This window comes from Microbacterium sp. (assembly GCF_051860965.1).
GTDB lineage: Bacteria > Actinomycetota > Actinomycetes > Actinomycetales > Microbacteriaceae > Microbacterium.
Map to the genome: position 1 here is coordinate 236,666 of NZ_JBIMKU010000007.1, position 23,595 is coordinate 260,260.

Sequence of the window (23,595 nt, forward strand, 5' to 3'; positions counted from 1 at the left end):
GTGTCAGCGCATGTCCACAAGTGCGCGGCTCAGGCCCAGTGCAGCCGGCGCGCGACGGTGTCCGCGGCACACGTCGGGAACTCGGGCCACTGCGGCTCGAGCAAGCTCCTCGTGAGCGTGAACAGCGCGAGCGCGGCGTCCTCTACAGGACGCGCGACCGCGTCGGCGATCTGCGCGGACTCCCGCGGGAAGTCGAGCTCGAATCGGCGCAGGGGGTCGATCGCGTCGCGGTGTCGTGTCGAGCGCTCCGGAAAGCGCCCGCGCAACGCGCGCACGAGGTGCTGCACAGCCCACTGCCGCACGAACGATCCTGCGACGAGCGCCTCCCCGCGCCTCGCCCGTCCGACGCCGATCAGCAGCTTCACGAGCACGAGCCGGGCGTCGTTGGCAGGGTCGAACCCGTCCGCCGCGGCGGCACGACCTCGCGCGGCCGCGATAAGCCGCGCCGTCGTCCGAGCGCCGTCATCCACCAGCACCGTCGCGTCGCCCGCGAGGGCCCCCGACAGCTCGCGCGCCTCCGAGAGGGCGAACTCCATCACGTGACCGTCGTCGTACATCGCGACGAAGCCGATCTCGCCCTCTCGCGCCTCGAGGACGATGCGGTCCCGGTCCGGCAGCCACGACAGATCCGGGCGGATCTCGTCGCCCCGCCCGTCGGCGATCACCGCGAAGAAGTCGTGGTCCGACCACTCGTCTCGCCGCGACACCGCGTCGTCCGATGCCGACCCCAGCAGCACGAGACCCACCAGACCCTCGTGCCCCTCGACGCCGGCGGCGAGCCCGGCCGACAGTTCGTCGAACCGATCGTGCGGAGTCACGATGCCGCGTCTCCCGCGACCTCCTGTGCGGGGGTGGTGGCGTCGGCGTCGACGAGACCGCGCGGCTCCTCGGGAGCGGGGAGGGTGATGTGCGTCGCCGGCGTGGACACTCCCGGCAGCGCCCAGACGGCGAACGCCGGACCCTTCGCGGCGAGCAGCAGTCCGCCGTCGGCCGCTGCCGCGAGGGTCGCATCGCCGAAGAGCGACTCGGCCTCGACCGCGACGAGTCCCGGCGCGAGCGCGACGTCCGCGTCGCCGCGCGTCGCGAGGACGAGCAGCGACTCCTCCGCCGATTCGCGCACGAACACGACGGCCTCGTCGTCGACGTGCAGCCAGCGCAGGCCGCCCGTGCCGAGCGCGGGGTGGGCGCGGCGCAGGCCGATCAGGTCGCGGTACAGCGCGATGCGGTCGGCGGCCGCATCCCGAGCATCCCATGGGATCGGAGTGCGGCTGAGCTCGCCGTCGGCACCGGTCAGACCGAACTCATCGCCCGCGAACACGACCGGCAGACCGGGCAGGGTCATCGACAGCCCCACCGCGATGGGGATGGTCCCGGGCGCCGCATTCGTGGCGAAGCGTCCGGTGTCGTGCGTGTCGAGCGGCTGCATGTTCCCGAGGCGCACGCGCCACGGGATGCCCGCCGTGAACCGCGTGACGGCCTCGACGAACTGCGCCGCCGTGTAGCGCGGAATGCCGCCGATCGGCTGGCCGAAGAACCATGGCTGCGACTGCTCCGAGCCGTCCGCCTCGATGTACGGCGTGCCGGTCGGCTCGCTGAGCCATCCCCACAGGGGCCGCGTGAACGACGGATACGTCATGGCGCCGTGCCAGCCGTCGCCCTGCAGATCGCTGGCCGCGTCGTTGGTCGACTCGCCGAGCAGGATCGCGTCGGGATTCAGGCGCAGCATCGTCTCGCGCAGCAGTTGACGGACCTCGGCGTTCAGGTCGACCTCGCCGAGGCGGCCCGTCATGTTCGCGACATCGATGCGCCAGCCGTCGGCCGAGAACGGCGGCTTGAGCCACTTCGCGACGACGGAGTCCTCGCCCTCGATGAACCGCTCACGCAGCTCCGGCGACGACCAGTCGAACTTCGGCAGGCTCGCATACCCCAGCCACGAGACGTACTCCTCGTTGTCGGCGTCGGTGAAGTAGTAGAAGTCCTCCTCGGGCGCCCCCGGGTTGTGGAACGCCGCCTGGAACCACTCATGCGTGTCTCCCGAGTGGTTGCTCGTGAGGTCGCCGATGACGCGGATGCCGCGGGCATGCGCCGCCTCGATGAGCCGGACGTACGCCTCGTCGCCGCCGAGCAGCGGGTCCACGGTGTCGAAGCTCGCCGCGTCGTACCGGTGGTTGGATGCCGCGGGGAACACCGGCGTGAGGTAGAGCAGGTTCACCCCGAGCTCGACGAGATGGTCGAGATGCTCGATCACGCCGTCGAGGTCGCCGCCGTAGAACTGCTGCGACCGCGCCGGCATCACGGGATCGACCGGATCGCTCCACTGCGCCGGGATCGCCCAGTCCGGAGTCGGGCGGTCATCCGCCGCCGCCGACCGCGCGAAGCGATCGGGGAACACCTGGTACAGAACGGCTTCGTGCAGCCATGCCGGCGGCGCGGGGTACGCGACGAGTGCGAAGTCCTCGGCATCCAGCGTCTCGATGCGGTGCAGGCCGGTCTGATTGAGCCACTCCACGGTGCCGTCGACAAGCTGCAGCATCCATCGATAGCCGTGCCGTGGGTTGCGGACCGTGACGGGCGCCTCCCACCAGTCCCAGCCGCCGGCCGAGCCGATGCGGACGGCGTCGGTCCACTCGGGCTCGTGGTCGGGGTTCGACCGCGTGCGGACAGCGGCGAGCGGGCCATAGCCCTTCGGCACGCGCAGACGCACGTGCACGGCAGAGCCGAGAGCGGGCTCCTGATTGGCGACGTATAGCGACGAGCCGTCGTGATGGGGAACAGGGGGTGTCATGGTCGAGCCTTTCGACAGCGCGCAGAACGTGTCCGCGCCAAGAAGCGACGTGGTTGCACGGCGAGCGCCATGACAGAGCCCTTGAGTTGTTGTTCTGTTGTGGGATTCAGGATGCCGCAGCCCGCGGCATCCCGTCTACTTGACGCTGCCCGAGACCAGGCCACCGGCGATGTAGCGCTGCGAGAAGAGGAAGAACACCATCACGGGCAGGGCGGCGAGGATCGCGCCCGCGGAGAAGACGCCCCAGTTCTGCGACTGGAAGCCGGACACGAGCTGGAACAGTCCGATCGCGACCGTCTGGGTGGCCGGGTCGGTCAGGATGACGCTCGCGATCGCGAACTCGCCGATGATGCCGATGAAGGTGAGGAGCCCTACCACGATGAGGATCGGGCGCACCAGCGGAAGCATGATCGTGAAGAACACCCGGGCGTGGCCGGCTCCGTCGATCTTGGCCGCTTCGTCGATCGCCGTGGGCACGGTGTTGAAGAAGCCGTACATGAGGAACGTGTTCACACCCAGCGCGCCGCCGAGGTAGATCATGATGAGGCCAGCGTGCGTGCCGAGGCCGATCGCCGGGAAGACGTCGCCGATCTGGATCATGAGCAGGAAGATCGCGGTGATCGCCAGTAGCTGCGGGAACATCTGCAGCACGAGGAGTGTGACGAGTCCGAAGCGGCGGCCCTTGAAGCGCATGCGCGAGAACGCATACGCGCCGAGCGCGCACAGCAGGACCGTCGCGACGCTCGTGATGATCGCGATGAAGAGCGAGTTGACGTACCACGTGCCGTAGGGCACGGCAGGGTCGGTGAACAGGCGCTCGTAGTTGCGCAGCGAGAAGGCCGAGAAGAGCTGGTTCGAGCCGGTCAGCGTGCCGACCGGGTTGAACGACGCCGAGATGATGTACATGAGGGGGAACAGCGCGAAGACGATCGCCACGATCGCGATGACGTGACGCCATCCCGTGTCGACGAACCACTGCCGGAAGGTGCGCTTGCGATCGGTCGACGTCCGTCGCGGGGACTTGCCCCCGAAGGCCTCGCCGATGCCGCCGGCGCCCATCGTCTCGATCCGGTCGAACTCCTCGACCGCGCGGGCGTTGAGGTTGCTGTTGCTCATCAGTTCAGATCCTCCAGTGCCTTGGTCTGTCGGAAGCTCACGATCGCGACCACCGTCACGATGATGAAGATGAGGATCGACAGCGCCGAGGCGAGACCGAGGTCGCGTCCGCCGCCGCTGCCGAAGGCCACCTTGTAGACCATCGTGATCATGATGTCGGTCGCGCCGATGTCGAGGGTCGTGTCGGTGAACCGCGGCGCGCCCTTGGTGAGCATGTAGATGACGCCGAAGTTGTTGAAGTTGTAGGCGAACGTCGCGATCAGGAGCGGCGCGACGGCGACGAACAGCAGCGGCAGTTTGACCGAGCGGAAGATCCGCCAGGCGCCGGCGCCGTCCATCTTGCCGGCCTCGACGATGTCTTCCGGGAGGGACTGCAGGGCGCCCGTGCAGACGAGGAACATGTACCCGTAGCCGAGCCACATGTTGACGAGGAGCACGCTGATCCTCGCCAGCCAGGGATCGGCGAGCCAGGGTATATCCGCGCCGCCCAGCAGGACCTCGTTGATGAAGCCGAACTGCTGATTGAGCATGCCGGCCCACACGAGACCCGTCAGGTACGCCGGGAACGCGTACGGCAGGATGATCAGGATCCGGTAGTACTTCTTGCCGCGCAGCGTCGGGTGGTTCAGCACGATCGCGAGGAAGAGCCCGAGCGCGAAGCAGAGGAACGTCGACCCGATCGCGAAGACGAATGTCCAGATCGTGACGCGCAGGAGCGGGTCGCGGATCTGATCGTTCGTGAACGCGTACGCGAAGTTGTCCCAGCCGATGACGACACGCCAACCCGGCGTGAGCGTCGTGCCGTCCTCGGCGCGGAAGTCGCCGCGCCCGTCGTCGACGTAGACGGTGCCGGTCTCGGTGTTGGTGAAAGTGTCCGCAGCCTCGTCGTATTCGAGACTCGAGACGTAGACGTACGCCTTCTGACCGTCGGAGGTGCGCAGCGTGCCGTCGTTGATGTCGTCGGACACCTGCACGTTGAGCGCGAGGACCTCGTCCTGGAAGCGGATGATCTGGTTGAGGTTGAGCTCGTTCCAGCCGCCGGGAGCGCCGTCGACGTCCTCGAGAGGCTGCTCGTTCGTGCCGAAGGCGAGGGTGCCGCCCGGCTCGGCGACGAGCAGGCCGAACTGGTCGCCCTGCTTGAGCACCTGGACGGTGTACTCGGGAGAGTCGGGGACGCGGTCCTGCGACGTGCGGATGATCTGCTCGATCGCATCCTGCTTCGTGCTGTTGTGCGCGTCGCCGGCGTTGGTGAAGGCGATGAAGCCCGTGTAGATGATGACGAAGACCTGGAACACCGCCAGGAACGTGAGCCCGGGCGCGAGATACTTGCCCGGGAGGAGCCCCGGACGCAGGTAGATGTAGTTGACCCCGATGACCACGAGCGTGAGGATCACCGCGGCGATCCAGTCCCCCGTGCCGATGAGGATGTAGACGGCGAAGATCGTGACGGCATCGATGATGCCGAGCAGGACCACCTTGAAGATCAGTGCGGTGATCCCGCCTGACGTGAGTCGGCGGCCGTTCCGATTGAACGGATCGCCCAATGCCGCACCGGTCTTGCGGGGCGCAGCATCCTGCTTCACATCGGTCATCGAGGACTCTCCTCCATCGCAGGGTCTGGGTTCAGATTAGACAGATGGGTGGGGCTGCGAATAGCCCCACCCATCTGCGTCTCAGGCTGAGATCAGCCGTTGATCTTGGTCTGGATGTTGTCTGCCATCGTGGTCCAGATCGTGGCCGGGTCTCCACCCTCGCCCTTGATGATCTGAAGCTCGGCGTTGCCCCAGTCCGACCAGACCGCGCCCATCTGCGGGATGGCCGGCATCGGCATACCGGTCTGACCGATCTCACCGAACGCCTTGACGTCGGGGTTGTCGGCCGCGGCCGTCTCGTAGGCCGACGTGAGTGCCGGCGGACGACCGCCGACCTCGTAGAGCGCGAGCTGCGCCTCGTCGGTCGAGAGGTAGTTGACGATGAAGTTCGTCGCCGCGAGCGCGTTGGTCGACTTGCTCGAGAGGAAGAAGCCGTTGACGCCGATGAAGGGCTTGGCCTCCTGGCCGCCCGCGCTGGGCAGCGGGTCGATCGCGTAGTTGATGCCTGCCTCGGCGATCGCGGGGACGTTCCACGGACCGGTGAGGTAGTACGGCGACTTGCCCGCGAGGAAGAACTCGCGTGCGCGGTCTCCGTCGATGTTGGCGTTGATCGCACCGGTGCCGGCGGCGCCCTGCGTCGCGAGCCACGCGGCGAAGGCCTGGCCGGACTCGTCACCGATCACGAGGTTGCTCGAGTCGTACGAGCCGTCGGCGTTCTGCGCGAAGACGTACGAGCCGAACGAGCTCTGCAGCGGGAAGAGGTGGTACGGGTCGCCCTGCTCGGGCGAGAGGCCCACGAGGAAGGGGTACTCGGTGCCGGCGGCCTGGCCCGCGGCGAGGACCTCGTCGTAGGTGGCCTTCGCGTCGGGAACGAGGTCGGCGTTGCGCACGAGCGCGACGTTCTCGATCGAGTACGGCACGCCGTAGACCTTGCCGTCGTACGTCATGGCCTGGATGGCCGACTCGGCGAAGCCGCTGGCGACGTCACCGAGCTCGAGCGGCGCCACGACACCGGCCGCGACGTACGCGCCCAGCTTGTCGTGGGGGCTGACGATGATGTCGGGGCCCTTGCCGGTCGGAACCTGCGAGATGAAGTCCTGGTCGACGGTCGCGAAGTCCTTCGTGACGATCTTGACCTCGACGCCGGTCTCTTCCGTGAACGACTTCGCCACGGGCTCGATCGCGGGCTTGCGCTCGATGTCGACCCAGATCGTGATCGGGGTCGTGTCGCCGCTGTCGCCGCTGTCGCCGTTGTCTCCGCTGCCGCTTGCGCAGCCGGAGAGCACGAGCATGCCGCCGGCGAGGAATGCGCCGATTGCGAGCGCGCCCTTCTTGGTCACCTTCATCGGTGTGCCTCTCTCAAGTGCTGTTTGGGGGTGGTCCGGCCCCCGCGGGTGAGATCCACCCTGGAAGGCCGTTCTTCCGCTCGCAAGAAACCTGCAAGCGCTTACATTGTTACCACGATCGCGCCCGAGCGCAAGTATCGAGTGCACCCATCGATACAAGTTCGTGACATCGGGAGGAGGGATGGATGCCTCATCCACCGCCCATGTGCAAGCGCTTGCAACCCTGCCCGTCCGTGCTGCCGCGCGACTAGACTGCCGCGCATGGCAGATTCCTCCTTCGACATCGTCAGCAAGGTCGACCACCAAGAGGCCGAGAACGCGCTCAACCAGGCCCGCAAAGAGATCGAGCAGCGCTACGACTTCAAGGGCACGGGCGCCTCGGTCGAGTGGAGCGGCGAGTCGGTCCTCATCAAGGCGAGCACCGAAGAGCGCGCGAAGGCGGTGCTCGACGTGTTCCAGTCGAAGCTCATCAAGCGCGGCATCTCGCTGAAGAGCCTCGAGTCGGGTGAGCCCTTCGCGAGCGGCAAGGAGTACCGCATCGTCTCGACGATCAAGGACGGCATCTCCTCCGAGAACGCCAAGAAGATCTCGAAGATCATCCGCGACGAGGGCCCCAAGGGCGTGAAGTCGCAGATCCAGGGCGACGAGCTGCGCGTGCAGTCCAAGAGCCGGGACGACCTGCAAGAGGTGCAGCGGCTGCTCAAGGCGTCCGACCTCGACGTCGACCTGCAGTTCGTCAACTACCGCTAGCGCGAGCCTCTGACCTGGGGTTTTCCGGTTTCAGTCCGCACAGAGTCCGCAAAATCCGCGACTTCGGTCATGAAGGCCGCTGTCGCGCCCCGGGTCCTGTCCTCCGCGGACGGCCACAGGTGGCTGTAGACGTTGAGCGTGATCGACGGAGTGGAGTGCCCCAGCGCACGTTGCACCGTGACGACGTCGCATCCCTGCGCGATGAGGTTCGACGCGTAGGTATGTCGGAGGGCGTGCAGCGTGACGTGGTCGGGAAGACCGGCTGACTCGCGGACACGACGCCACGCTTCGCCCGCGCTGTTGCGGTTGTAGATTCGGCCGAGCTCGGTGACGAAGAGGTGCTCGTCCTGCGCCGTGATCTGCTGAGCGGCGATGTGCGCGGATAACGGCGCGAGGAACTCGGCGGGTACAAAGATGGAGCGTTCGGACTGGTACTTCGGCGGCGCGAGTCGGGCGGTCTTGAGGGTCGCACCCTGCACCTGCCGGGCCACAGTGAGAGTGCGACCGAGAAAGTTCACATCGCGGAGCTGTAGACCCGCGGCCTCCCCCAGGCGAAGCCCTGCGAAGATGCAGGCCTCGATGAACGGCCGGAAGTAGCCGGCGACCGCGAGAACCGAGGCGACCTCTTCAGCGCTGAGGATACGCATCGTCGCATCGGCTCGACGCGCACGTGGAGCCTTGATCCCGATTGTCGGGCTCTTGACGATGCGCCGATCGTCGACCGCGGCTCGAAAGGACATCCCGACGTAGGTGAGTCGCGTCTTGATCGTCGACGCCGCGAGCCCTCGTTTGTGCTCCGCGGCGACCCACCGCTGCACGTCGGACGGCTGGACCGAGCTGAGCGGTCGCGACCGCCAGGGTACGCTCTCCACCGCGGTGGTCGCCGCCTGGATGGTGCCGGAGACCCACGTCTGGCCGTCGAACCATCGCTGGTTCCATTCGTCCCACGTGATCTTGCCGGCGTTCGGGTCCACGTACTGCCCCGTGACGACGGACGTCGCGACCTCATCGAGCCAGCGTTGCGCGTCCCGCTTCAGCTTGAAATGCCGGGCGTGCTCCTTGCCGGCGTCGTCTCGATAGCGCGCCCGCCAGACGCCGTCGTCACGTTGTTTGATCGACGCCATCGGACTTCTCACTGGACTGGGGCTTGCGAAGCCGCGCGCGCTCGGCTTCGAGGCGATCGGCGATTCCACTCATGAAGGCGTGAGAGAACTTGCCGGCGGACGCGCGTTCGTCGGCCGTCTCGGGGAAGTTGCTGCCGGACACCAGGCCGCGATAGTGAGCTTCTGCGCGGACGATTCCTTCGATCGCAGCATCGACTGCATTGCGCGCAAGCACCGCCTCGGAGTCCTCATCCTCTTCCCAGTCGGCCGGATGGCGATCGACGAGTGCCGCCAGCCTGCGCTGCCTCTCGAACGAGAGGTACGCAAGCTCCTGAATCTCATCCATCAGGTCACCGAAGTCGCGGAACTCGTACACCAGGTCAATCCCCTCGCTGGAATAGAGGAGGACGGTGTGGTGGATGTCCATGATCTTGCCGAGCGCTTCCGCCTCTGCCAGTCGCAGGGGACGCTCTCCCTTCTCGACCGCCCAGACGGTGGCCTGCGACCAGCGAAAACCGCGTCTACGCATCTCGTCGGCGAGATCCTTCTGACTGACCAACCCGCGAACACGCGCGACGTTGCGCCCAATTTCCACATCACTTGTCATGTCGCGAGCGTACTACGAAAGGCTATTGCACACGACTAGTTCTCGTGGTCTACTGAGTTATTCAGTCAAGTCCAACTAGGAATGGGGGTGAGTCAAGTGGACAAGATTCTGTTCATCGAAGAGGTTGCAGAACGCCTTCGCCGCACGCCAGCACAGTTGCGGTGGATGGTGCACTGCGGCACAGCGCCGCAGTCGGCCATGATTGCCGGGCGGCGATGTTGGCGTGAGTCCGATGTGGAGAGATTCATCTCGGATGCTTTCTCAGACGCGTGACCTGACCGTCCCCGCGTCCCCGACCGGTGTCGTGAGCCTTGCCGGCGCCGAACGCACTGGCGGACGGCTCTCGACCCCTGCTAGCGTCGCCGCTCGCTTGAGGACGCCACGAGAGGGAAGGTGATCTCGACACGGAGACCCGCCCCGGGGTCGTTCACGAGTCCGACGGTCCCGCCTGAGACGTCGACGACGGCGGCGACGATCGACAGGCCGAGTCCGGCGCCACCGGTCGTCCGGGATTCGTTCTCGCGCGAGAACCGATCGAATGCGTGCGGGACGTATTCTTCAGCCATGCCCCCTCCGTCGTCGGTGACGGTGAGGTGGAGGCGGGCGGTATCGCGGGAGAGTCGCAGTTCGATAGCGCCCGTCGTGTCGATGGCGGCGAGGGAGTTGCCGATCAGGTTGTCGCAGACACGCCCGAAGTCGGCGTCACCGACCGCCACCTGATCGTCGCGCGACGTGGTGTCGTCGACGTAGTCGATGCGGATGTTCCGTCCACTCACGCGCTGGCGACCGCGGTCCACCGCGTCGCCCAGCTCGGCGGCCAACTCGCCCACCGTCGCGCGTCCCGGCTCCGCCTGAGCATCGATCCTCGACAGCTCGAGCAGCGAGTTAGCGAGCGCGGACAGTCGCGCAACGGTCTTGCGCGCGGCGTCCACATCGCCGCGCATCTTTTCGAGGGTGTCGGCCTGCCGCAGTGCAAGCTCGAGTCGGGTCTGAAGGATGGCCAACGGCGTTCGTAGCTCGTGGCTCGCATCGGAGACGATCTGCCGCTCTCGATCCGCCGATGCCCGAAGTTCGGCGATCAGCTGGTTCAGGGTCTGCGCGAGGTCGGAGATCTCGTCCTGGGCGGGGCCGACCGGAAGCAGCTCGCGACCGGGCGCCGAGGCGATCTCCGCGGCACTGCGTCGGAGCCGGCTGACGGGGCGGAGAGCGGCCGTGCTGATCAGCCACGAGGCGGCGCCGAACGCGAGGTTGATCCCTGCGATGCTCGCGATGAGCAGGAACGCGACTTCGTTGAGAACCTGCCGGTCGTCGGCGACCGCCGTAACAACTCCCCACGCTCCGCCCTCTGCGTCGACAGTCGTGGTCTGGACCAGATGCGCCGCGACCACCGACGCTCCGTCGGTGGTCGTCGCGAGGGCTTCCGCGTCGAGGTCGGCGGGAAGTGTGTCGAGCACAACGGCACCAGTGGGGGCGATGACGGCGACGAACTGTCCGGGGCCCGGCGGGTCCCACTCCTGCGTGTCACCAGCCTCGATTGCGGCGACATAGGGGCTCGCTGCGCTCTCGAGCACGCTGATGCTGCCCTGTCGAACGATGCGGCCAACCTGACCGTAGATGATGATGCCCGCAACAATGGAGATGAGGACGGCTATAAGCAGACTGCCGCCTGTGATCCGCGCGCGGATCGTGAGCCGGGAACCGTTCACGTCTCGTCGGGGATGAGCTCAAACCCGACCCCACGGGTGGTCGCGATGCGCACGGGGGCGTTCGCGGCGTCGAGTTTGCGCCGGACGTAGCTGATGTACTGATCGACGATGTTCGGGTCGACGTAGCTCGCGGAGCCCCAAACGCTGTCGAGGATCTCGGTGCGAGGCAGGGCGCGTCCGACGTTGGACGCGAGGAGGCGAAGAAGGTCGAACTCGGTGCGGCTCACGCGGAGCTCTTTGCCGGCCGCCGAGATCTCGTGTCGAAGCATGTCGATGCTGAGCCCGCCGACGTCGATCCGTGCGGTGCCGATCACGTCGCGACGCCGCAGGGCGCGGAGCCGGGCCGCGAGTTCGGCGAACTCGAACGGTTTCACGAGGTAGTCGTCCGCGCCCGCATCCAATCCTCTGACGCGGTCATCGACGGCATCGCGCGCGGTGAGCATCAGTATGGCTAGCCCTTCGTGCTGGCGCCGCAGCCAACGGCAGATCTCGAAGCCGGACATGCCGGGCAGCATGACGTCGAGAATCGCGATGTCGTAGCTGCCGTCGGTCGCCAGCGAGATCGCGTCGACGCCGTTCGTCACGACGTCGACCACGTAGCCCTCGCCTCGGAGTCCGCGAGCGATCAGATCCGCCATCTCCGGCTCGTCCTCGACGGTCAGGATGCGCAGGGCCACGTGGTCGACCTTTCTCTTGTGGGGCGATCCTACGGTGCGACCGCGAGGCTTGCGGCGGGAAGCGACGCGATCGCCTTGGCGCGCTGGCGGCGGACCTTGATCCCGAGGTAGGCGGCGACCGCGACGATGACGAGGAGGAAGACCACGCTGGTCACGGTCGTGCCGAAACCGAGGCCGCCATCGGCGGGGGCCTGGGACAGCAGATCGCCGACGGAGGCTCCGAGGGGGCGCGTCAGCACGTAGGCCGCCCAGAAGCAGAACACGATGTTGGCCTGGAAGGCGAAGCGGGCGATCGCGACGATGCCGATGAGCGATGCGAACAGGATCGTGCCGAAGACGTATCCGAGACCGAGGCCCTCCGAGATCAGGTCGCCGGCGGCCGTGCCGAGGGCGAATGTCAGCAGGATCGCAACCCAGTAGAACGCCTCCCGACGGCGCGTGAAGATCGTGTGGATCGAGAGCGTGCGCTCGCGTGCGAACCAGATTCCGAAGACGAGGGCGAGCAGCACGGAGAAGATCAGCGTGCTCACCCAGAGTTCGACGCCGAGGACGTCGGTCAGATTGTCGGTGACCAGCGTGCCCACGATGCTGATGAGCACGACGACTGTCCAGTACACACCGGAGTTGTAGCGCTTCGTCGCGAACTGGGCGACCAGCGCGGCGATCAGCAGCGCGGTCATGACCCACGTCGTGATCGTGAGGCCCAGCCCCAGATCGACGTTCAGATAGTCGGCGAAGGTTTCGCCGGTCGTGGTGGAGAGGACTTTGATCACCCAGAAGGCGAACGTGACCTCGGGGACCCTGTTGAACAGGATCGTGCGGACATGCTCGGGAAGTGTGTTGGACATGTCCCCGAATCTCACGGGTTCGGCTTGGCGTTCGCCCCGATTCACCGCCGCCGCTTCTGAGGAACCTCTCAAGATCGGTTTTCTGAGAACCTTCTCAGTCCGCTGGTGCGAGAAATGGGAATGCTCCGATCTTCGGACGCCACCGTTGCCGTAGATCGACGACAGGAGGCGCCAGATGCTGGAGCTCGACCTCGCACCGACCACGACGACATCGTGTACGCGACGGTCGGGTTGGCCGATCGCGATCGTCGGCGTGCTCGGCGCCATCGCCGGCGCCATCGGATCATGGGTGCCGTCGTATTGGGGTGACGAGGCAGCGAGCGTGATGTCGGCGTCTCGGTCGTGGCCGAGCCTGATCGCGATGCTCGGGACGATCGATGGCGTGCACGGTGTGTACTACGCGTTCCTTCACGTGTGGATGGGCGTCTTCGGCACATCCGAGTTCGCGACGCGCCTTCCCAGCGCTCTCGCCGCCGGCCTTCTGGTAGCGGGGACCGTCGCCCTCTCGCGTCGATTCGTCGGCACGCGAATTGCCGTGCTCGCGGGCGCCGTGTGCATCGTGCTCCCCCGCACCTTCTCCATGGCCGACGAGGCGAGGTCGTACGCACTCGGCGCTGCGGCGGCTGTCTGGCTCACTGTGCTGCTCCTCCGCCTAGTACAGACGCGTCCGCGGCGCCTCGCCTGGCTCGGCTACGCGGTCGGGATGGCGGCATCCATCTATCTGTTCCTCTACCTGGCGCTCCTCCTCGTGGTGCATGGCGTCTTCGTGCTGGGGTTCCACCGCGACCGCCTGCGAACCTGGATGGCCCCAGCGGCGGCCGCCGCCGCGATGAGTGCGCCGATCCTGTTCGTCGGCTACTCCCAGCGCGATCAGATCGCATTCCTCGCGCGCCGCAACTACGCCACGTGGCCGAACGTCCTCGTCAAGCAATGGTTCGGGGGGATCGTCCCCGCCGCCCTGGCCTGGCTTGTCATCTCGATCGCTGCCGTCTGGCTGGTACGTTCTTGGCGCTCGCGCAACCCGGGCGAAGACCGACGTCGTCGGCTTACGGTGCTCGGTCTTGCGTGGTTGATCCTCCCGACGAGCGTTCTGCTGCTGGGGAACGCGACGCTCTCGCCGATGTACAACGTTCGCTATCTGTCGTTCTGCACCCCGGCGGCGGCGATCCTGATTGCGCTCGGTGCGATCGCGCTCGCGGAGCGGCTCGCGCCCCGATGGAAGCTCGTCGGCGCGGCGGTGGTAGTCGCAGCGCTCGCCTTCACCGCGCTGCCGATCGACGTGAAGTTGCGCACTCTCTGGGCGAAGGATGGCGGGAGCGACTGGCGCGCGGTCGCCGAGTACATCGCCGCGAACGCGCAGCCCGGCGACGCGATCGTTTTCGACCAGACCACGAAGCCGTCTCGCGACCCACGGATCATCTCCGACCTCTACCCGTCAGCGTTCTCGCAACTCGACGACGTGGCTCGGGAGCTCCCCTACTGGATGACGGCCCGCCTATGGGACCAAGTCATCCCTAATGCGCGCGCGGTCTTCCGGCTTGGTCACGGGAGCGACGTCTGGGCGGTCGAACTGAGCGCGGGGAATGGCGTACCGGCGGACATATCGATGCTGGCGCTTCGCGGGTACAGAGTGACGTCGAGTCAGCTCATCCACCGCACGACGGTCTTTCGCCTCGAGCCTGCTGCGGATTGAGCCTCAGCTTCTAGCGAGCGGCAGCCGCATGAAGATCGTCGTACCCTCCGCCGACGTGCGGGCCACCTCGACGCGTCCGCGATAGCGGCTCACCGTCTCCTGCACGAGCGAGAGCCCGATGCCGAACCCCGTCCGTGCAGTCCCTCCGCCGTCGACGGCCTCGGAGGAGCGGGCGAATCGGTCGAAGACGCGGGTCGGATCGATGCCGCGGATGCCCGGGCCCTGATCCGCGATCGAAAGGATGACGTCCATGCGGGAGACCTCGGTGCTCAGCGTGACGACGGATCCGGCTGGGGAGTGCTTGACCGCGTTGTCCAGGAGCGCGACGAGGCTGCGGTGGAGGCTCGTCTCGGGGATTGCGACGCGAAGTTCCGGGTCGAGGGAGTCGGCGCGGATCTCTATCGCGCGTTCGCGGGCAAGCATTCGCATGTCGTCCACCGCCGAACGTGCGACAGCCCCGACCGCCACAGGAGCGATGTCGCCCGCGGGGGCAACATCGACCGCGTCGAGGAGATCGGACACGACGGCGATGAGGCTCTGGGAGTCGCCACGCAGTTCGGCGACGATCTCCTGGTGAGGGTCGTCGGGGCCTAGAGAGCGGTCCAGCACCTGCAGGCGCGCGTCGAGGATGGCCAGCGGGGTGCGCAGCTCGTGTGAGGCGTCCGCGACGAACCGGCGCTGTCGGCCGAGGGCATCCACGAGAGGCGCGACCGCTCGACGTGTCGCGAAGAAAGCGAGGGTACCGGCGAGCGCGACGGCCGCCGCACCGATGACGACGCCCCACACCAGAAGCTCCAGACCGCCGATGTCGATCGTCGTCTCACCGCGGCCGGGGTTGAACAACTGATCGGGGGGGATCTGCGAGAACACGACCAAGAAGGCCGCGACGAGCACAGCGAGCACGAGAACACTCACCGCGATTGTGATCCATACACCAACGCGTCGCGACGTCGCCCGGACGAGCTGAGCGTCGGGGTCGATCGAACGGGAGTTCGTCACAGCATCCCCAGTCGGTATCCCCGCCCGCGCACGGTGGTGACGATATCGGGATCGGTCTTGCGCCGCAGGTAATGGACGTACGTGTCGACCGTGCCCGGGGTCTCGCTCGCGTCGAAGACAGCGCGCAGGATGTCGGCGCGAGTGAACGTCTTCTGCGGGTGGGTGGCGAAAAGCTTGAGCAGTTCGCACTCGCGATGGGTGAGCATCGTGCGCCCGTCATAGGGCGAGTACACAGCTCGCGAGTCGGGATAGAACTCCCAGGGACCGAGTCGGATAAGCGACCCCTCCCCGTCGGAGATCCGGCGAATGGCACGCAGCCGCGCGAACAGCTCTTCGAAGTCGAACGGCTTGACGAGGTAGTCGTTGGCACCGGCATCCAGACCCCGCACCTTGTCCTGGACCGTCCCGAGCGCGGTGAGGATGAGCAGCGGCGTCTGGATGCCGTCGCGGCGCAGGCTCTCGACGATCGACAGGCCGTCTACGCCAGGCAACCGTCGGTCGACGATGAGCACGTCGAACGATTCTTCTTGCGCAGTCGCCAAAGCAACGGAGCCGTCGACGATGAGTTTGACGTCATAGACCTCGTCGAGTACGCCGGCCATCAACGGACCAAGTTGGGGGTCGTCTTCGACGAGCAGAAGACGCGGGCGTGATTCAGGCATGTGGCTCCTCTGACGCCATCCTCGCCCGCGATCTCTGAGATGTCTCTAAGACAAGCATCAGGTGTCTCTGACTTCTGCGCGCGCCTGGTACCCGCCGCCGAGACCTTCGTCTCCGCGTACTCGGCCGGCGACGCGTCCGCACGAGAGCAGTTCCCCCTCGTCCGCGCCCACTACGAGCGGATCGAGCCGGTCGCGAGCACGCTCGGCGACCTCGATCCGCCCATCGACTATCGCGAGGTCGACGCAGTCGCCGAGGGCTTGGACTGGACCGGGTTTCACCGGATTGAGAGAGACCTGTGGATGCCCGCGCAGGATTCACTCAATGCCGATCAGGTCACTCCCACGTGGCAGGACTGGGCGCCGTCCTCGCCGAGCAAGTGCGACGCGATCGGTACGTGGCTGGTCGTGGACATCCAGAGCCTCTACGACTACGTGCACTCGGCGGACTTCCAGTCCGCGCTCGACGATCAGGGCATTGCGGCGATCTCGAACGGCGCCATCAGTCTGCTCGACGAGGTGGCGACCAAAGACCGGCCTCGTGGGCCACAGCGAGCTGTCCGAGTCGGACAAGCGCAGCCTCGTGGACCTCATCAATGCGCTGGCAGAGCCTCTATCGCAGTTGACGGGCACCATTCTGACGTGACGCTTCCGTCCCCGAGCGGAACAGTCGCATCCGCGCCGTAAGAGCCCGGATCGCTATCACGACGAACGGCACGACGATCATCGAGGCCGCCACGTCCGTCGGAAAATGCACACCTAAGTAGACACGCGACCAGGCGGTGACCAGCGCAACCGCTGCCGCGCAGACGAGAGCGATGGCTCGTGCTCGCCGACCGGCGAACAGAAGCGCGATAGCGAGTCCGATCGCCACAGCGAAGGCCGTGTGTCCGCTGGGATAGCTGAACGTCGACGGTTCGACGCCGGTCGGATGCAGGAGGAGTGCGGGGTCGGGACGCGGTCGCCGCACGACGATCTTGACGAGGTCGGCAAGTCCCCAAGCGAACGCGATCATCAGCCCGACCCGCACGCCAGCCAGCCAGGACTTCGTCAGAGCGATGACGCCGACGAGCGTCGCCACCGTGATGAGTGCCGCACCGGTCGGACCGAAGACGACGTTTATCGTGCCCGCGACGGCGTCGAAGACCACGTTGTGGAACGCGTTGACGCCGATCACGACATTCACTTCAGCCGCGCTCCACCACTGGCTCGCGACGATCGCAAGGCCCGCGACGACGACGGTACTAAGTGCGGCGATCGCGAGAGCCGTCAGAGTCGCTGCGCGTCGGAGTGTGCGTCGAGTGTCTTCCATCGAAGAATCGTCCTCACACGCCGCTAAGAATTCGCTCAGAACCGGCTGGAGAGTTCGGTGCGTGCTCGAATCCAAAGCATCGCGAAAGAGTGGGTGCCGCCAGCGTGGTTGGAACGCTGACGGCACCCTAGGTTTACGGCGTCGTTGCGGGTGCGTCGTCGGCGGTTTCGCCGTCGTTCGTTCCGTCTTCGACGCCCTGATCGTCGGCAGTCTCGCCGTCGTTGGTGCCGTCCTCGACGTCCTGCGCCGTGATATTGAACGATGCGTCGAGGTGGACCTCGACGGTCGAACCGTCCGACTGCGTGACGACGACCTCGTAGCCGTTGCCATCATCGGCGGTGACGTCGCCCGCGACCCCGTTGCCCACAGCCTTGAGGGCGGCGGCTTGAGCGGTTGCGGCGTCGGCCCCGCTGATGGGCGTCTCCTGGTCGTTGCCGTCCGGACCGTCGTTGGTCTCCACGTCGTTGTCCGCGGTGGACGTCGACGTCGTGGTGGATGACGTCGGCGGCGCCGCGCTCGCGGGCAGCGCTAGCGCGAGCGCTCCGACGCCGAGCACCAGCGCGGCCGCACCGGCACCGATCCCGGCGATGAGCGTCTTCTTGTTCGTTGCCATTGTGATCTCCGTTCTGCGGGCTCGGTGCCCACGTGAACACCTTGCGCTGTCCGCTATAAGGAGCTTCAAAGAAAGCGGTCCGACCTGCGACTGTCGGCGAACTCATAGGGGCTTGACCGCTTCTTAACGCGGCGAGCTCATCTGCCGAGGCTGGTTGTGGAACTCTGCGTGGCGTGGCCGACCTCGTGCGGGAAGGGCGACGGCTGGGCTGCCCTGGCCAGGTCGATCCTGGCTCGAGCACGAGCCCCCTCGAGAGTCGAGTCGTGCTTCACGTCTTGGATGGTCGCGGCTACGAGTGCCCGCGCCGCTTTCATTGTCGACGCGATCACGATGGCGTGGTTCGATTCGCGTCCGCGGGTGAGTCCTACGTAGAACCCAGCCGCATCGACCCCCGGCCCCACGATTGACTCGTCGACTGTCTCCCCTTGGATGCCGTGGACGGTGGAGGCGTATGCGAGGTGGACGAACTCGGACGCATAATCGTGGGAGAGGTGCCGTCGTTCCGTCGTATCGGCAGTGTTCGTCACATCGATTCGATCTACACCGATGGCCGTGATCACCCAGTGAACGCGATTCTGCACTCCTGCGGCACTGTCGTTGCGCCGGGTCTGCACCACGTCGCCAACGAGAAGCCGCTGACCATCGCGTCCGATCGCCAACCGATCCGCCTGAAGCTGCCCATCGTGAAGCCGTCGCAGCTGTATCGCCTCACTGATCGCATCCGCAGCTTCGTTGGTCGCGGCGACGAGGGCAATCCTTCGGCCGTGGGCCGTGGCGGCAAACCACGCATCGACCATCGCGTTGAGGGCCGCGTCCTCAGTCGCGACGTGTCGAAGATGTCCGCGTTCCTCCAGTTGTCTTGCGATCTCAGTCGCGTCAGCCGCATCGACGGGCCTGCGGAAGCGCAGACTGAGCGCGGCGTACTCGGGGTCCACGAAGCGGTGGACCCCCGTCAGTTCGACGACGTGGTTGGCGAGCCGAGTGAGAGCGGCAAAAGCGCCCGAGTGCCCGACCGGCGCAGCTTGATAAGGGTCGCCAATCATCGCAACGCCCGACCCTGTCTGGCTCGCGACCACAGCTAGTGCGTGAGCGGTGTGCAGGTCGACCATGCCAGCTTCATCGACGACGATGCGATCTCCGCGGTGAAGTTCGTGTCGGAGCGGGCCGGGGTACGTCTGGCCCGACGAAGGGTCCAGATCACCGCGCTTCAGCTGGTTCCAGCGCATGCCCCCGGATGGATCCTTGGACCATCGCCAACCGTGGTCAGCGAGCAGCGAATGGACACTCGTTGCATACGTGCCGACCTCGCGCGCGGCGACGGCGGCCGCCTTCCTCGTCGGGGCGAGGACGACAAGGCGTCGACCCTGACGGTGCAGGGCATCGAAGGCGACCCGTAACAGTGTGGTCTTCCCCGATCCCGCCGGACCCGTGATCGAGACCAGCCCACTCGATCCCGCGATCGCAGACGCCGCCGCAAGCTGCGAGGCATCCAGACCGCCGAACGACTTTGCGTACTTGGTCGAGAGCGCGCGCATCTGTCTCGGTTCCGGCATCGGACCAGTAACAGCGAGCTTCCCCAGCGCATTGCTTACGCTCAGCTTCAAGACGACCGTCTCCTGGGCCATCAGCGTCTTGACGTGCGCGGGCTTCGAAACGACCTCGGGGTTGAGGTCGATCGTGTCGGCGAGGGCGCGGACGACGACGTCCTCAATCAGTTCCTCAAGGACGGCGTGCTCGGCGACGACCTGTTGCGCGGCGACCGCTCGGATAGCTCCGGCGCGGAGATCCCACGGCGAGAAGCGACCCGCGCTCGACACGGACCGGGCATCCGCCTCGACGAGGGCCACACGCGCCAGATAGTCACGGTCAAGGTCCGCCAAGCTCACCGCACGCTGCGCAACCGCAGCGCGCGGTTGAAGGAGTGCCGAGTCGATCGCCGCGACTTCAGCTGTGACCCGGTCGGCCCATTCCGCCTCGTCGAGGTGGGAGGGCTTGTTCGGTCGGCCCTGCGCCCACGCGAGCTCGTCGATGTGATGGCGGTCGTCGGGACCTGGCATGGCGCCGGGGTGATCCTGGCACCACTTCGCCGTCAGCCGCTCGCGGTTCGCTTCGATTTGGTTGGAGCGACGCGACAGTGGCCGCACCGCTGACGAAAGTTCCGCGATCTCTCCATCGGCATCGAGCGTGTAGCCGTGGGCGGCGAGCGCCGCCAACCAGTCGGGATCGGTACGCGCTGCGAGCTCTCCCTCAGCGTTCACCACCGTGTGCAGCTTCAACGCCACTCGCGAATCGAGACTCGACCATTTGCCGTCGGCGCCCTGCACTTTCATGTTCAGCCAGAGATGCCGGTGAATGTGCGGGTCCAACGCGCGGGATCGGCGGTGCTTGAGTTCGACGACCTCGAGTCGCGCGATGTCTTCTCGAATCCGCCCGCCCGCGCCACGCCTGGCGTTGAGCTCGCGCTGCCACAGCACCACTATCCGGTCCCGTAATCGGTCTTGCAATGCTTCGAACGCGACGGCCAAGTCAGCGTTGATCAAGGCGGCGACGCTGTATGACTTCGGGAAGTTGATTGTGCCGTCGAGCAGTAGATCAGCGTTAGCGGAGTGATGCGGTCGCCCGCGCGACTCCCCCGACGCTGGGTTCTGCCCATCAATCCATCGACGCAGCTTTTGCGCATCCAACTCATCGATCGCGGCGACGCCAGTGACCACGGTGAATCGCGTCACCGTCGCGGCGCCCAGGTCTGCATAGCTCAGCGCCGGCTGCGCTGCCAGCGTCATGTGGGCGTCGCACGTGCCGCCGAATGCGTACGACATCGCATTCCGAATCCCGCGCGAATCTGCGCCACTCTTCCAGCTCCGCATCCCTCCGCGCATGCAAGCATGCTACTCCAAAAGCGAGTCGCCAGTAACTAGTAATCACTATAAGTGCCTACGTGCATTGCTTGCATTGCTTGCTGGATTCGGTCCGATCGCCCTGACGTGAGCTGGCGGTTGGTCGAGTGTCACAGGGCAGTTGTCGAGTTATCACTGACCTTGGACCACTCGACAGACGGATCCGTCTGTCACCCGCTCGGCTCAGGGAGCAACCAACCGAAGATCGCAACAGCAGGTACGCCTACTGTGGGCGGACGGATCTTCGGAGCTCCGGGCCGGAGCTATATGTCGTCCGCGAGCGCAGACGGCACGGAACCCAGACTTACGATACGAAAGCACTGCGCGATGCGAGTTTCCGCTGGGCCCCGCCCAATCATCTGAGTAGGGCTGAAGACGATCAAAGCGTGTGCGGCGTACTTCGGTTCTCGCGGCTGCGTCGGCGGGTAGGGATCGGGTTTGACCCGGAAAGGCTTCTCGGGCGCGCACCCTGCCTTCGTGACCTCACACAGCTCGACCTCGTCGCGAGTGGCCTCCGCAAGCCCGACGTACTCACCGACGAAGATCGCATCAGTCGCGACGTTAGCGGCATCCAGCACCTTCGGCCGCCAAACGGATCCACCGTCCTTGCGAAGGTCGATCGCACCAGCTTTCAGCTGGTGGCTGATCACGTGTCCCTCGTCCTGAGTCAGGACGTCGGCCTTGTCCGGCTTCGGGACGTGCCTCGAAGGCGAAATCGTACGCCAGAGAACCTCGTCTCCATCAACGGCCCCGAGAAGAGGATGGTCGCTCGGAAGTAGCCGCGGCGACCGCTTAGCCGTCAACCGCCACCCGGTTCTCAACGCCCGACGAAAGCTCGCGAAGAACGACTCGAGCGGATAGCCGCGACGGGCTGGTTGAGAATTGGCGTGACGGGACGACATCGTCGAGAACCACGACTCCCTCTGCACTCATGCCCCAGATTTCGATCGAGTCGCCGTCCGGGTCGATGCGCATGTGTAGGCTCGCGCGGTTCACGAGCCATTCGATCAAGACACCACCGTCATCGGTCGCGCTTGTCTGCGGCGTGGCCGAGCTCTCAACAAGCAAGACTGCCAGCGCACGCTGAGCGGTCACCGCTGAGCGCGTGGATGCGGCCTTCGCGTTGAGAAGTCGCTTCAACCGCGTCGTCGCGTAGGCGAGAAGCGCAGCCTTCGAGACCTGCGGCGTTGATTCGTCGATAACCGTGGCCCATGTCGCTGCGTTCTCGATGGCGGCGAACTCGTTCCAGCCGTCTGGATACGTAGCTTCGCGCCAAGTAGTCGTCCCGACGTTCGTCAATCCAGGATCAGTCATCGTCATTGTGCGACTCCCCCCAGGCAGCGCGTGCAGCGTCCGTCGTGATCCACGCGAAGGCGTGGCGCGCTTGGACGTGTGCGCGATCGACCAACTCTAACAAGTGATGCATACTTACGGCTTCAGTCACGAAGTGGTTGCTCACCACGGTAAGGACGCTCCCTCGCTGTCCCGCCTCCACCCGCGGCTCCACGGACACCGCTACCCGCCCGCTCGAGTTCGGGATGTTCACCTGGAACCGGACCTCGACACCCTCAAGGTCGGGATCTCGAAACACGGCGGGATCGAGCAGTCGGAAGACTTCTGGAGCGGGCCGGTTTATGCCGTTCACATAGGTGTACTCGAGAGTCGTCGGACGAAGCGTTCCACCAGGGACTGCAGCGGTGACGGCCAAGAGAAGTTGCTCGAGACGCCTCTGCATCTCGCCGTAACCGGGATAAGCCGAGCGTTCATCAAGGCGCCGCCAGTTTACGGTGAGGCGATCGGCCTGGAGTTGTGCCACCCATACGTTGTCAGGAGAGGTGAGCTGAAGGCGAACAGGTGCGGGACCGACACCCGCAGTGAAAAACGTCTGGAACACGGAGTCGCCCTCACCCACAGGCGTGGGCGGGATGGCAGGTAAGAAGGCCGAAGTGCTGTAGTCGTGGCGAAGTGAGCTCACGACTGCCGCTGAAGCGGGCGCGAAGTCCCACGCGGCGCCAAACTCGACGCCGGCGACCGCTTCGATCACGGGTGGCTGACCGAACGTGGGTAAGGCTCTCACAGTGTCACGCCGCCGCCCATGAGAACAACATACAGCGCACGGATACTCGTGGACCCCTCTGGCGCGCGGACCTGACGACGCAATCCCGCGCGCGTAGCGGCAACCGAATCGGCGCAACGAGCAGACCCGGTATCCCCATGCTTGGCGCAAGCTCGCTTGGGCGGCTCACCAGGGCTCGCAGGCGTAGCCGTCGCCGTCGCGGTCGAGCTCGTAGATGTCGTTACCCACGACTCGGGCGACACCATCGAAGTAGGCGGGACCGTTGCCGCTACCACCCGCGCAGTCCACGTCACTCGCGATCGGAACGCAGGCCTCCGCGTAGTTCGAGTCACAGCCCGAGTTGGCCGGCGCGGCGGGCGCCACGGGTGCCGCTGCGGGAGGGGGCGGTGGATCGTATGTTCCGACCGACGTCACTTGTGCGATCGGCGCGACGGTCACTACATCCGACACGAGCTCACGGCCGGTCTCGACACCCTCCAATGTCGTCACCGCATAGGTCAGCGTGCGGGTGCCGTTCTGCCCGACCGTCGTCACCTGAGTCTGACCACGTGGCAGCGCCGGGTCCTCGACCGTGGTCTGCTCGAACACGATGACCTCGGTGACAGCCTCCTCGTGCTTCTCCGGCGTGGGGGTCGGAGTGGGCTCCGCTTCTACGGCCGCAGCTTCATCGGCCCCACCGTCACCGGTGTCGGCGAAGTTCGCAGCCTCTAGATGTACCCGGCCATGAGGTTGGTGGCGTTTCCGGTCTTGTGAAAGGGGAGAACCTCCGGGCTTAGTGGAGATGTCTGACGTCTTCACGAACTCGGAGGTTCTCG

General features: G+C 66.1%; 22 protein-coding genes. 3 read left to right on the forward strand and 19 right to left on the reverse strand.

The features are described from left to right. Positions 1 to 29: 29 nt before the first annotated feature. The 5 genes from ACTIFV_RS14995 to ACTIFV_RS15015 form a co-directional block, all read right to left on the reverse strand. Positions 30 to 818, reverse strand: coding sequence for a hypothetical protein (locus tag ACTIFV_RS14995; RefSeq protein ID WP_439593593.1), 789 nt, complete (start codon positions 816 to 818; stop codon positions 30 to 32). Then, positions 815 to 2,785, reverse strand: coding sequence for a glycoside hydrolase family 13 protein (locus ACTIFV_RS15000; protein WP_439593594.1), 1,971 nt, complete (start codon positions 2,783 to 2,785; stop codon positions 815 to 817). Before ACTIFV_RS15000 ends, ACTIFV_RS14995 begins: the two co-directional genes overlap by 4 nt. A gap of 135 nt (positions 2,786 to 2,920) precedes the next feature. Next, a complete protein-coding gene (locus ACTIFV_RS15005) occupies positions 2,921 to 3,901 on the reverse strand; it encodes a sugar ABC transporter permease (protein WP_439593595.1) in 981 nt (326 codons plus the stop codon). Next, the gene (locus tag ACTIFV_RS15010) at positions 3,901 to 5,493 is read right to left on the reverse strand and encodes an ABC transporter permease subunit (RefSeq protein WP_439593596.1); all 1,593 of its coding nucleotides are present in this window, start codon (positions 5,491 to 5,493) and stop codon (positions 3,901 to 3,903) included. Before ACTIFV_RS15010 ends, ACTIFV_RS15005 begins: the two co-directional genes overlap by 1 nt. 92 nt (positions 5,494 to 5,585) lie before the next feature. Continuing rightward, on the reverse strand, positions 5,586 to 6,839 hold the full coding sequence (locus tag ACTIFV_RS15015) for a sugar ABC transporter substrate-binding protein (protein ID WP_439593597.1): 1,254 nt from the start codon (positions 6,837 to 6,839) through the stop codon (positions 5,586 to 5,588). A gap of 261 nt (positions 6,840 to 7,100) precedes the next feature. Between ACTIFV_RS15015 and ACTIFV_RS15020 the strand changes: the two genes are divergently transcribed. After that, positions 7,101 to 7,589 (forward strand): YajQ family cyclic di-GMP-binding protein, encoded by a 489-nt coding sequence (locus ACTIFV_RS15020; protein ID WP_308869183.1) that lies wholly within the window; start codon positions 7,101 to 7,103, stop codon positions 7,587 to 7,589. On the opposite strand, the gene ACTIFV_RS15025 is transcribed toward ACTIFV_RS15020, so the two are convergent. The 5 genes from ACTIFV_RS15025 to ACTIFV_RS15045 all read right to left on the reverse strand — a co-directional run bounded on the left by ACTIFV_RS15025 (position 7,586) and on the right by ACTIFV_RS15045 (position 12,530). After that, positions 7,586 to 8,713, reverse strand: coding sequence for a tyrosine-type recombinase/integrase (locus ACTIFV_RS15025; protein WP_439593598.1), 1,128 nt, complete (start codon positions 8,711 to 8,713; stop codon positions 7,586 to 7,588). The genes ACTIFV_RS15020 and ACTIFV_RS15025 overlap by 4 nt on opposite strands. Then, complete coding sequence (locus ACTIFV_RS15030) at positions 8,691 to 9,299, reverse strand: hypothetical protein (protein ID WP_439593599.1); 609 nt, start codon at positions 9,297 to 9,299, stop codon at positions 8,691 to 8,693. The genes ACTIFV_RS15025 and ACTIFV_RS15030 overlap by 23 nt, the downstream gene beginning before the upstream one ends. A gap of 353 nt (positions 9,300 to 9,652) precedes the next feature. Continuing rightward, the gene (locus tag ACTIFV_RS15035; protein ID WP_439593600.1) at positions 9,653 to 11,005 is read right to left on the reverse strand and encodes a sensor histidine kinase; all 1,353 of its coding nucleotides are present in this window, start codon (positions 11,003 to 11,005) and stop codon (positions 9,653 to 9,655) included. Continuing rightward, on the reverse strand, positions 11,002 to 11,682 hold the full coding sequence (locus tag ACTIFV_RS15040; RefSeq protein WP_439593601.1) for a response regulator transcription factor: 681 nt from the start codon (positions 11,680 to 11,682) through the stop codon (positions 11,002 to 11,004). The genes ACTIFV_RS15035 and ACTIFV_RS15040 overlap by 4 nt, the downstream gene beginning before the upstream one ends. A gap of 29 nt (positions 11,683 to 11,711) precedes the next feature. Continuing rightward, on the reverse strand, positions 11,712 to 12,530 hold the full coding sequence (locus ACTIFV_RS15045) for a COG4705 family protein (protein WP_439593602.1): 819 nt from the start codon (positions 12,528 to 12,530) through the stop codon (positions 11,712 to 11,714). 175 nt (positions 12,531 to 12,705) lie between these two features. Here ACTIFV_RS15045 and ACTIFV_RS15050 point away from each other — a divergent pair, with 175 nt between their 5' ends. Next, entirely contained in the window at positions 12,706 to 14,223 is a 1,518-nt protein-coding gene (locus ACTIFV_RS15050) for a glycosyltransferase family 39 protein (RefSeq protein WP_439593603.1), read from the forward strand. Positions 14,224 to 14,226: 3 nt separating this feature from the next. Here ACTIFV_RS15050 and ACTIFV_RS15055 read toward each other — a convergent pair whose 3' ends face one another. Both ACTIFV_RS15055 and ACTIFV_RS15060 read right to left on the reverse strand, forming a co-directional pair. After that, entirely contained in the window at positions 14,227 to 15,138 is a 912-nt protein-coding gene (locus ACTIFV_RS15055; RefSeq protein WP_439593604.1) for a sensor histidine kinase, read from the reverse strand. Positions 15,139 to 15,218: 80 nt separating this feature from the next. Further along, positions 15,219 to 15,884 carry a response regulator transcription factor gene (locus ACTIFV_RS15060; protein ID WP_439593605.1) on the reverse strand — a complete coding sequence of 222 codons (666 nt, stop codon included), beginning with the start codon at positions 15,882 to 15,884 and terminating at the stop codon, positions 15,219 to 15,221. On the opposite strand from ACTIFV_RS15060, the gene ACTIFV_RS15065 reads away from it, so the two are divergent. Continuing rightward, entirely contained in the window at positions 15,885 to 16,568 is a 684-nt protein-coding gene (locus ACTIFV_RS15065) for an imelysin family protein (protein WP_439593606.1), read from the forward strand. Here ACTIFV_RS15065 and ACTIFV_RS15070 read toward each other — a convergent pair. From ACTIFV_RS15070 to ACTIFV_RS15100, 7 genes are all read right to left on the reverse strand, one after another. Further along, the gene (locus tag ACTIFV_RS15070) at positions 16,495 to 17,193 is read right to left on the reverse strand and encodes a phosphatase PAP2 family protein (protein ID WP_439593607.1); all 699 of its coding nucleotides are present in this window, start codon (positions 17,191 to 17,193) and stop codon (positions 16,495 to 16,497) included. The two genes, ACTIFV_RS15065 and ACTIFV_RS15070, sit on opposite strands and share 74 nt — an antisense overlap. A 133-nt stretch (positions 17,194 to 17,326) precedes the next feature. Beyond that, positions 17,327 to 17,806: a hypothetical protein gene (locus ACTIFV_RS15075; RefSeq protein ID WP_439593608.1), complete on the reverse strand. Its 480-nt coding sequence runs from the start codon at positions 17,804 to 17,806 to the stop codon at positions 17,327 to 17,329. Between the two features lie 137 nt (positions 17,807 to 17,943). Then, the gene (locus ACTIFV_RS15080) at positions 17,944 to 20,625 is read right to left on the reverse strand and encodes an AAA family ATPase (RefSeq protein ID WP_439593609.1); all 2,682 of its coding nucleotides are present in this window, start codon (positions 20,623 to 20,625) and stop codon (positions 17,944 to 17,946) included. 341 nt (positions 20,626 to 20,966) lie between these two features. Then, positions 20,967 to 21,353, reverse strand: coding sequence for a hypothetical protein (locus ACTIFV_RS15085; RefSeq protein WP_439593610.1), 387 nt, complete (start codon positions 21,351 to 21,353; stop codon positions 20,967 to 20,969). A gap of 142 nt (positions 21,354 to 21,495) precedes the next feature. Further along, the gene (locus tag ACTIFV_RS15090) at positions 21,496 to 22,023 is read right to left on the reverse strand and encodes a hypothetical protein (protein ID WP_439593611.1); all 528 of its coding nucleotides are present in this window, start codon (positions 22,021 to 22,023) and stop codon (positions 21,496 to 21,498) included. Continuing rightward, positions 22,010 to 22,747 carry a TIGR04255 family protein gene (locus ACTIFV_RS15095; protein WP_439593612.1) on the reverse strand — a complete coding sequence of 246 codons (738 nt, stop codon included), beginning with the start codon at positions 22,745 to 22,747 and terminating at the stop codon, positions 22,010 to 22,012. The genes ACTIFV_RS15090 and ACTIFV_RS15095 overlap by 14 nt, the downstream gene beginning before the upstream one ends. A 198-nt stretch (positions 22,748 to 22,945) precedes the next feature. Beyond that, on the reverse strand, positions 22,946 to 23,595 hold a 650-nt coding region (locus ACTIFV_RS15100; RefSeq protein WP_439593613.1), incomplete at its 5' end, for a G5 domain-containing protein.

Excerpts from the sequence above, each read along its gene's own strand:
- ACTIFV_RS15000 (WP_439593594.1), bottom strand. The coding sequence starts at position 2,785 with ATGACACCCCCTGTTCCCCATCACGACGGCTCGTCGCTATACGTCGCC.
- ACTIFV_RS15005 (WP_439593595.1), bottom strand. The coding sequence starts at position 3,901 with ATGAGCAACAGCAACCTCAACGCCCGCGCGGTCGAGGAGTTCGACCGG.
- ACTIFV_RS15060 (WP_439593605.1), bottom strand. The coding sequence starts at position 15,884 with ATGCCTGAATCACGCCCGCGTCTTCTGCTCGTCGAAGACGACCCCCAA.
- ACTIFV_RS15050 (WP_439593603.1), top strand. The coding sequence starts at position 12,706 with ATGCTGGAGCTCGACCTCGCACCGACCACGACGACATCGTGTACGCGA.
- ACTIFV_RS15075 (WP_439593608.1), bottom strand. The coding sequence starts at position 17,806 with ATGGCAACGAACAAGAAGACGCTCATCGCCGGGATCGGTGCCGGTGCG.
- ACTIFV_RS15030 (WP_439593599.1), bottom strand. The coding sequence starts at position 9,299 with ATGACAAGTGATGTGGAAATTGGGCGCAACGTCGCGCGTGTTCGCGGG.
- ACTIFV_RS15080 (WP_439593609.1), bottom strand. The coding sequence starts at position 20,625 with ATGTCGTACGCATTCGGCGGCACGTGCGACGCCCACATGACGCTGGCA.
- ACTIFV_RS15045 (WP_439593602.1), bottom strand. The coding sequence starts at position 12,530 with ATGTCCAACACACTTCCCGAGCATGTCCGCACGATCCTGTTCAACAGG.
- ACTIFV_RS15020 (WP_308869183.1), top strand. The coding sequence starts at position 7,101 with ATGGCAGATTCCTCCTTCGACATCGTCAGCAAGGTCGACCACCAAGAG.
- ACTIFV_RS15015 (WP_439593597.1), bottom strand. The coding sequence starts at position 6,839 with ATGAAGGTGACCAAGAAGGGCGCGCTCGCAATCGGCGCATTCCTCGCC.
- ACTIFV_RS15090 (WP_439593611.1), bottom strand. The coding sequence starts at position 22,023 with ATGACGATGACTGATCCTGGATTGACGAACGTCGGGACGACTACTTGG.
- ACTIFV_RS15025 (WP_439593598.1), bottom strand. The coding sequence starts at position 8,713 with ATGGCGTCGATCAAACAACGTGACGACGGCGTCTGGCGGGCGCGCTAT.
- ACTIFV_RS15010 (WP_439593596.1), bottom strand. The coding sequence starts at position 5,493 with ATGACCGATGTGAAGCAGGATGCTGCGCCCCGCAAGACCGGTGCGGCA.
- ACTIFV_RS15070 (WP_439593607.1), bottom strand. The coding sequence starts at position 17,193 with ATGGAAGACACTCGACGCACACTCCGACGCGCAGCGACTCTGACGGCT.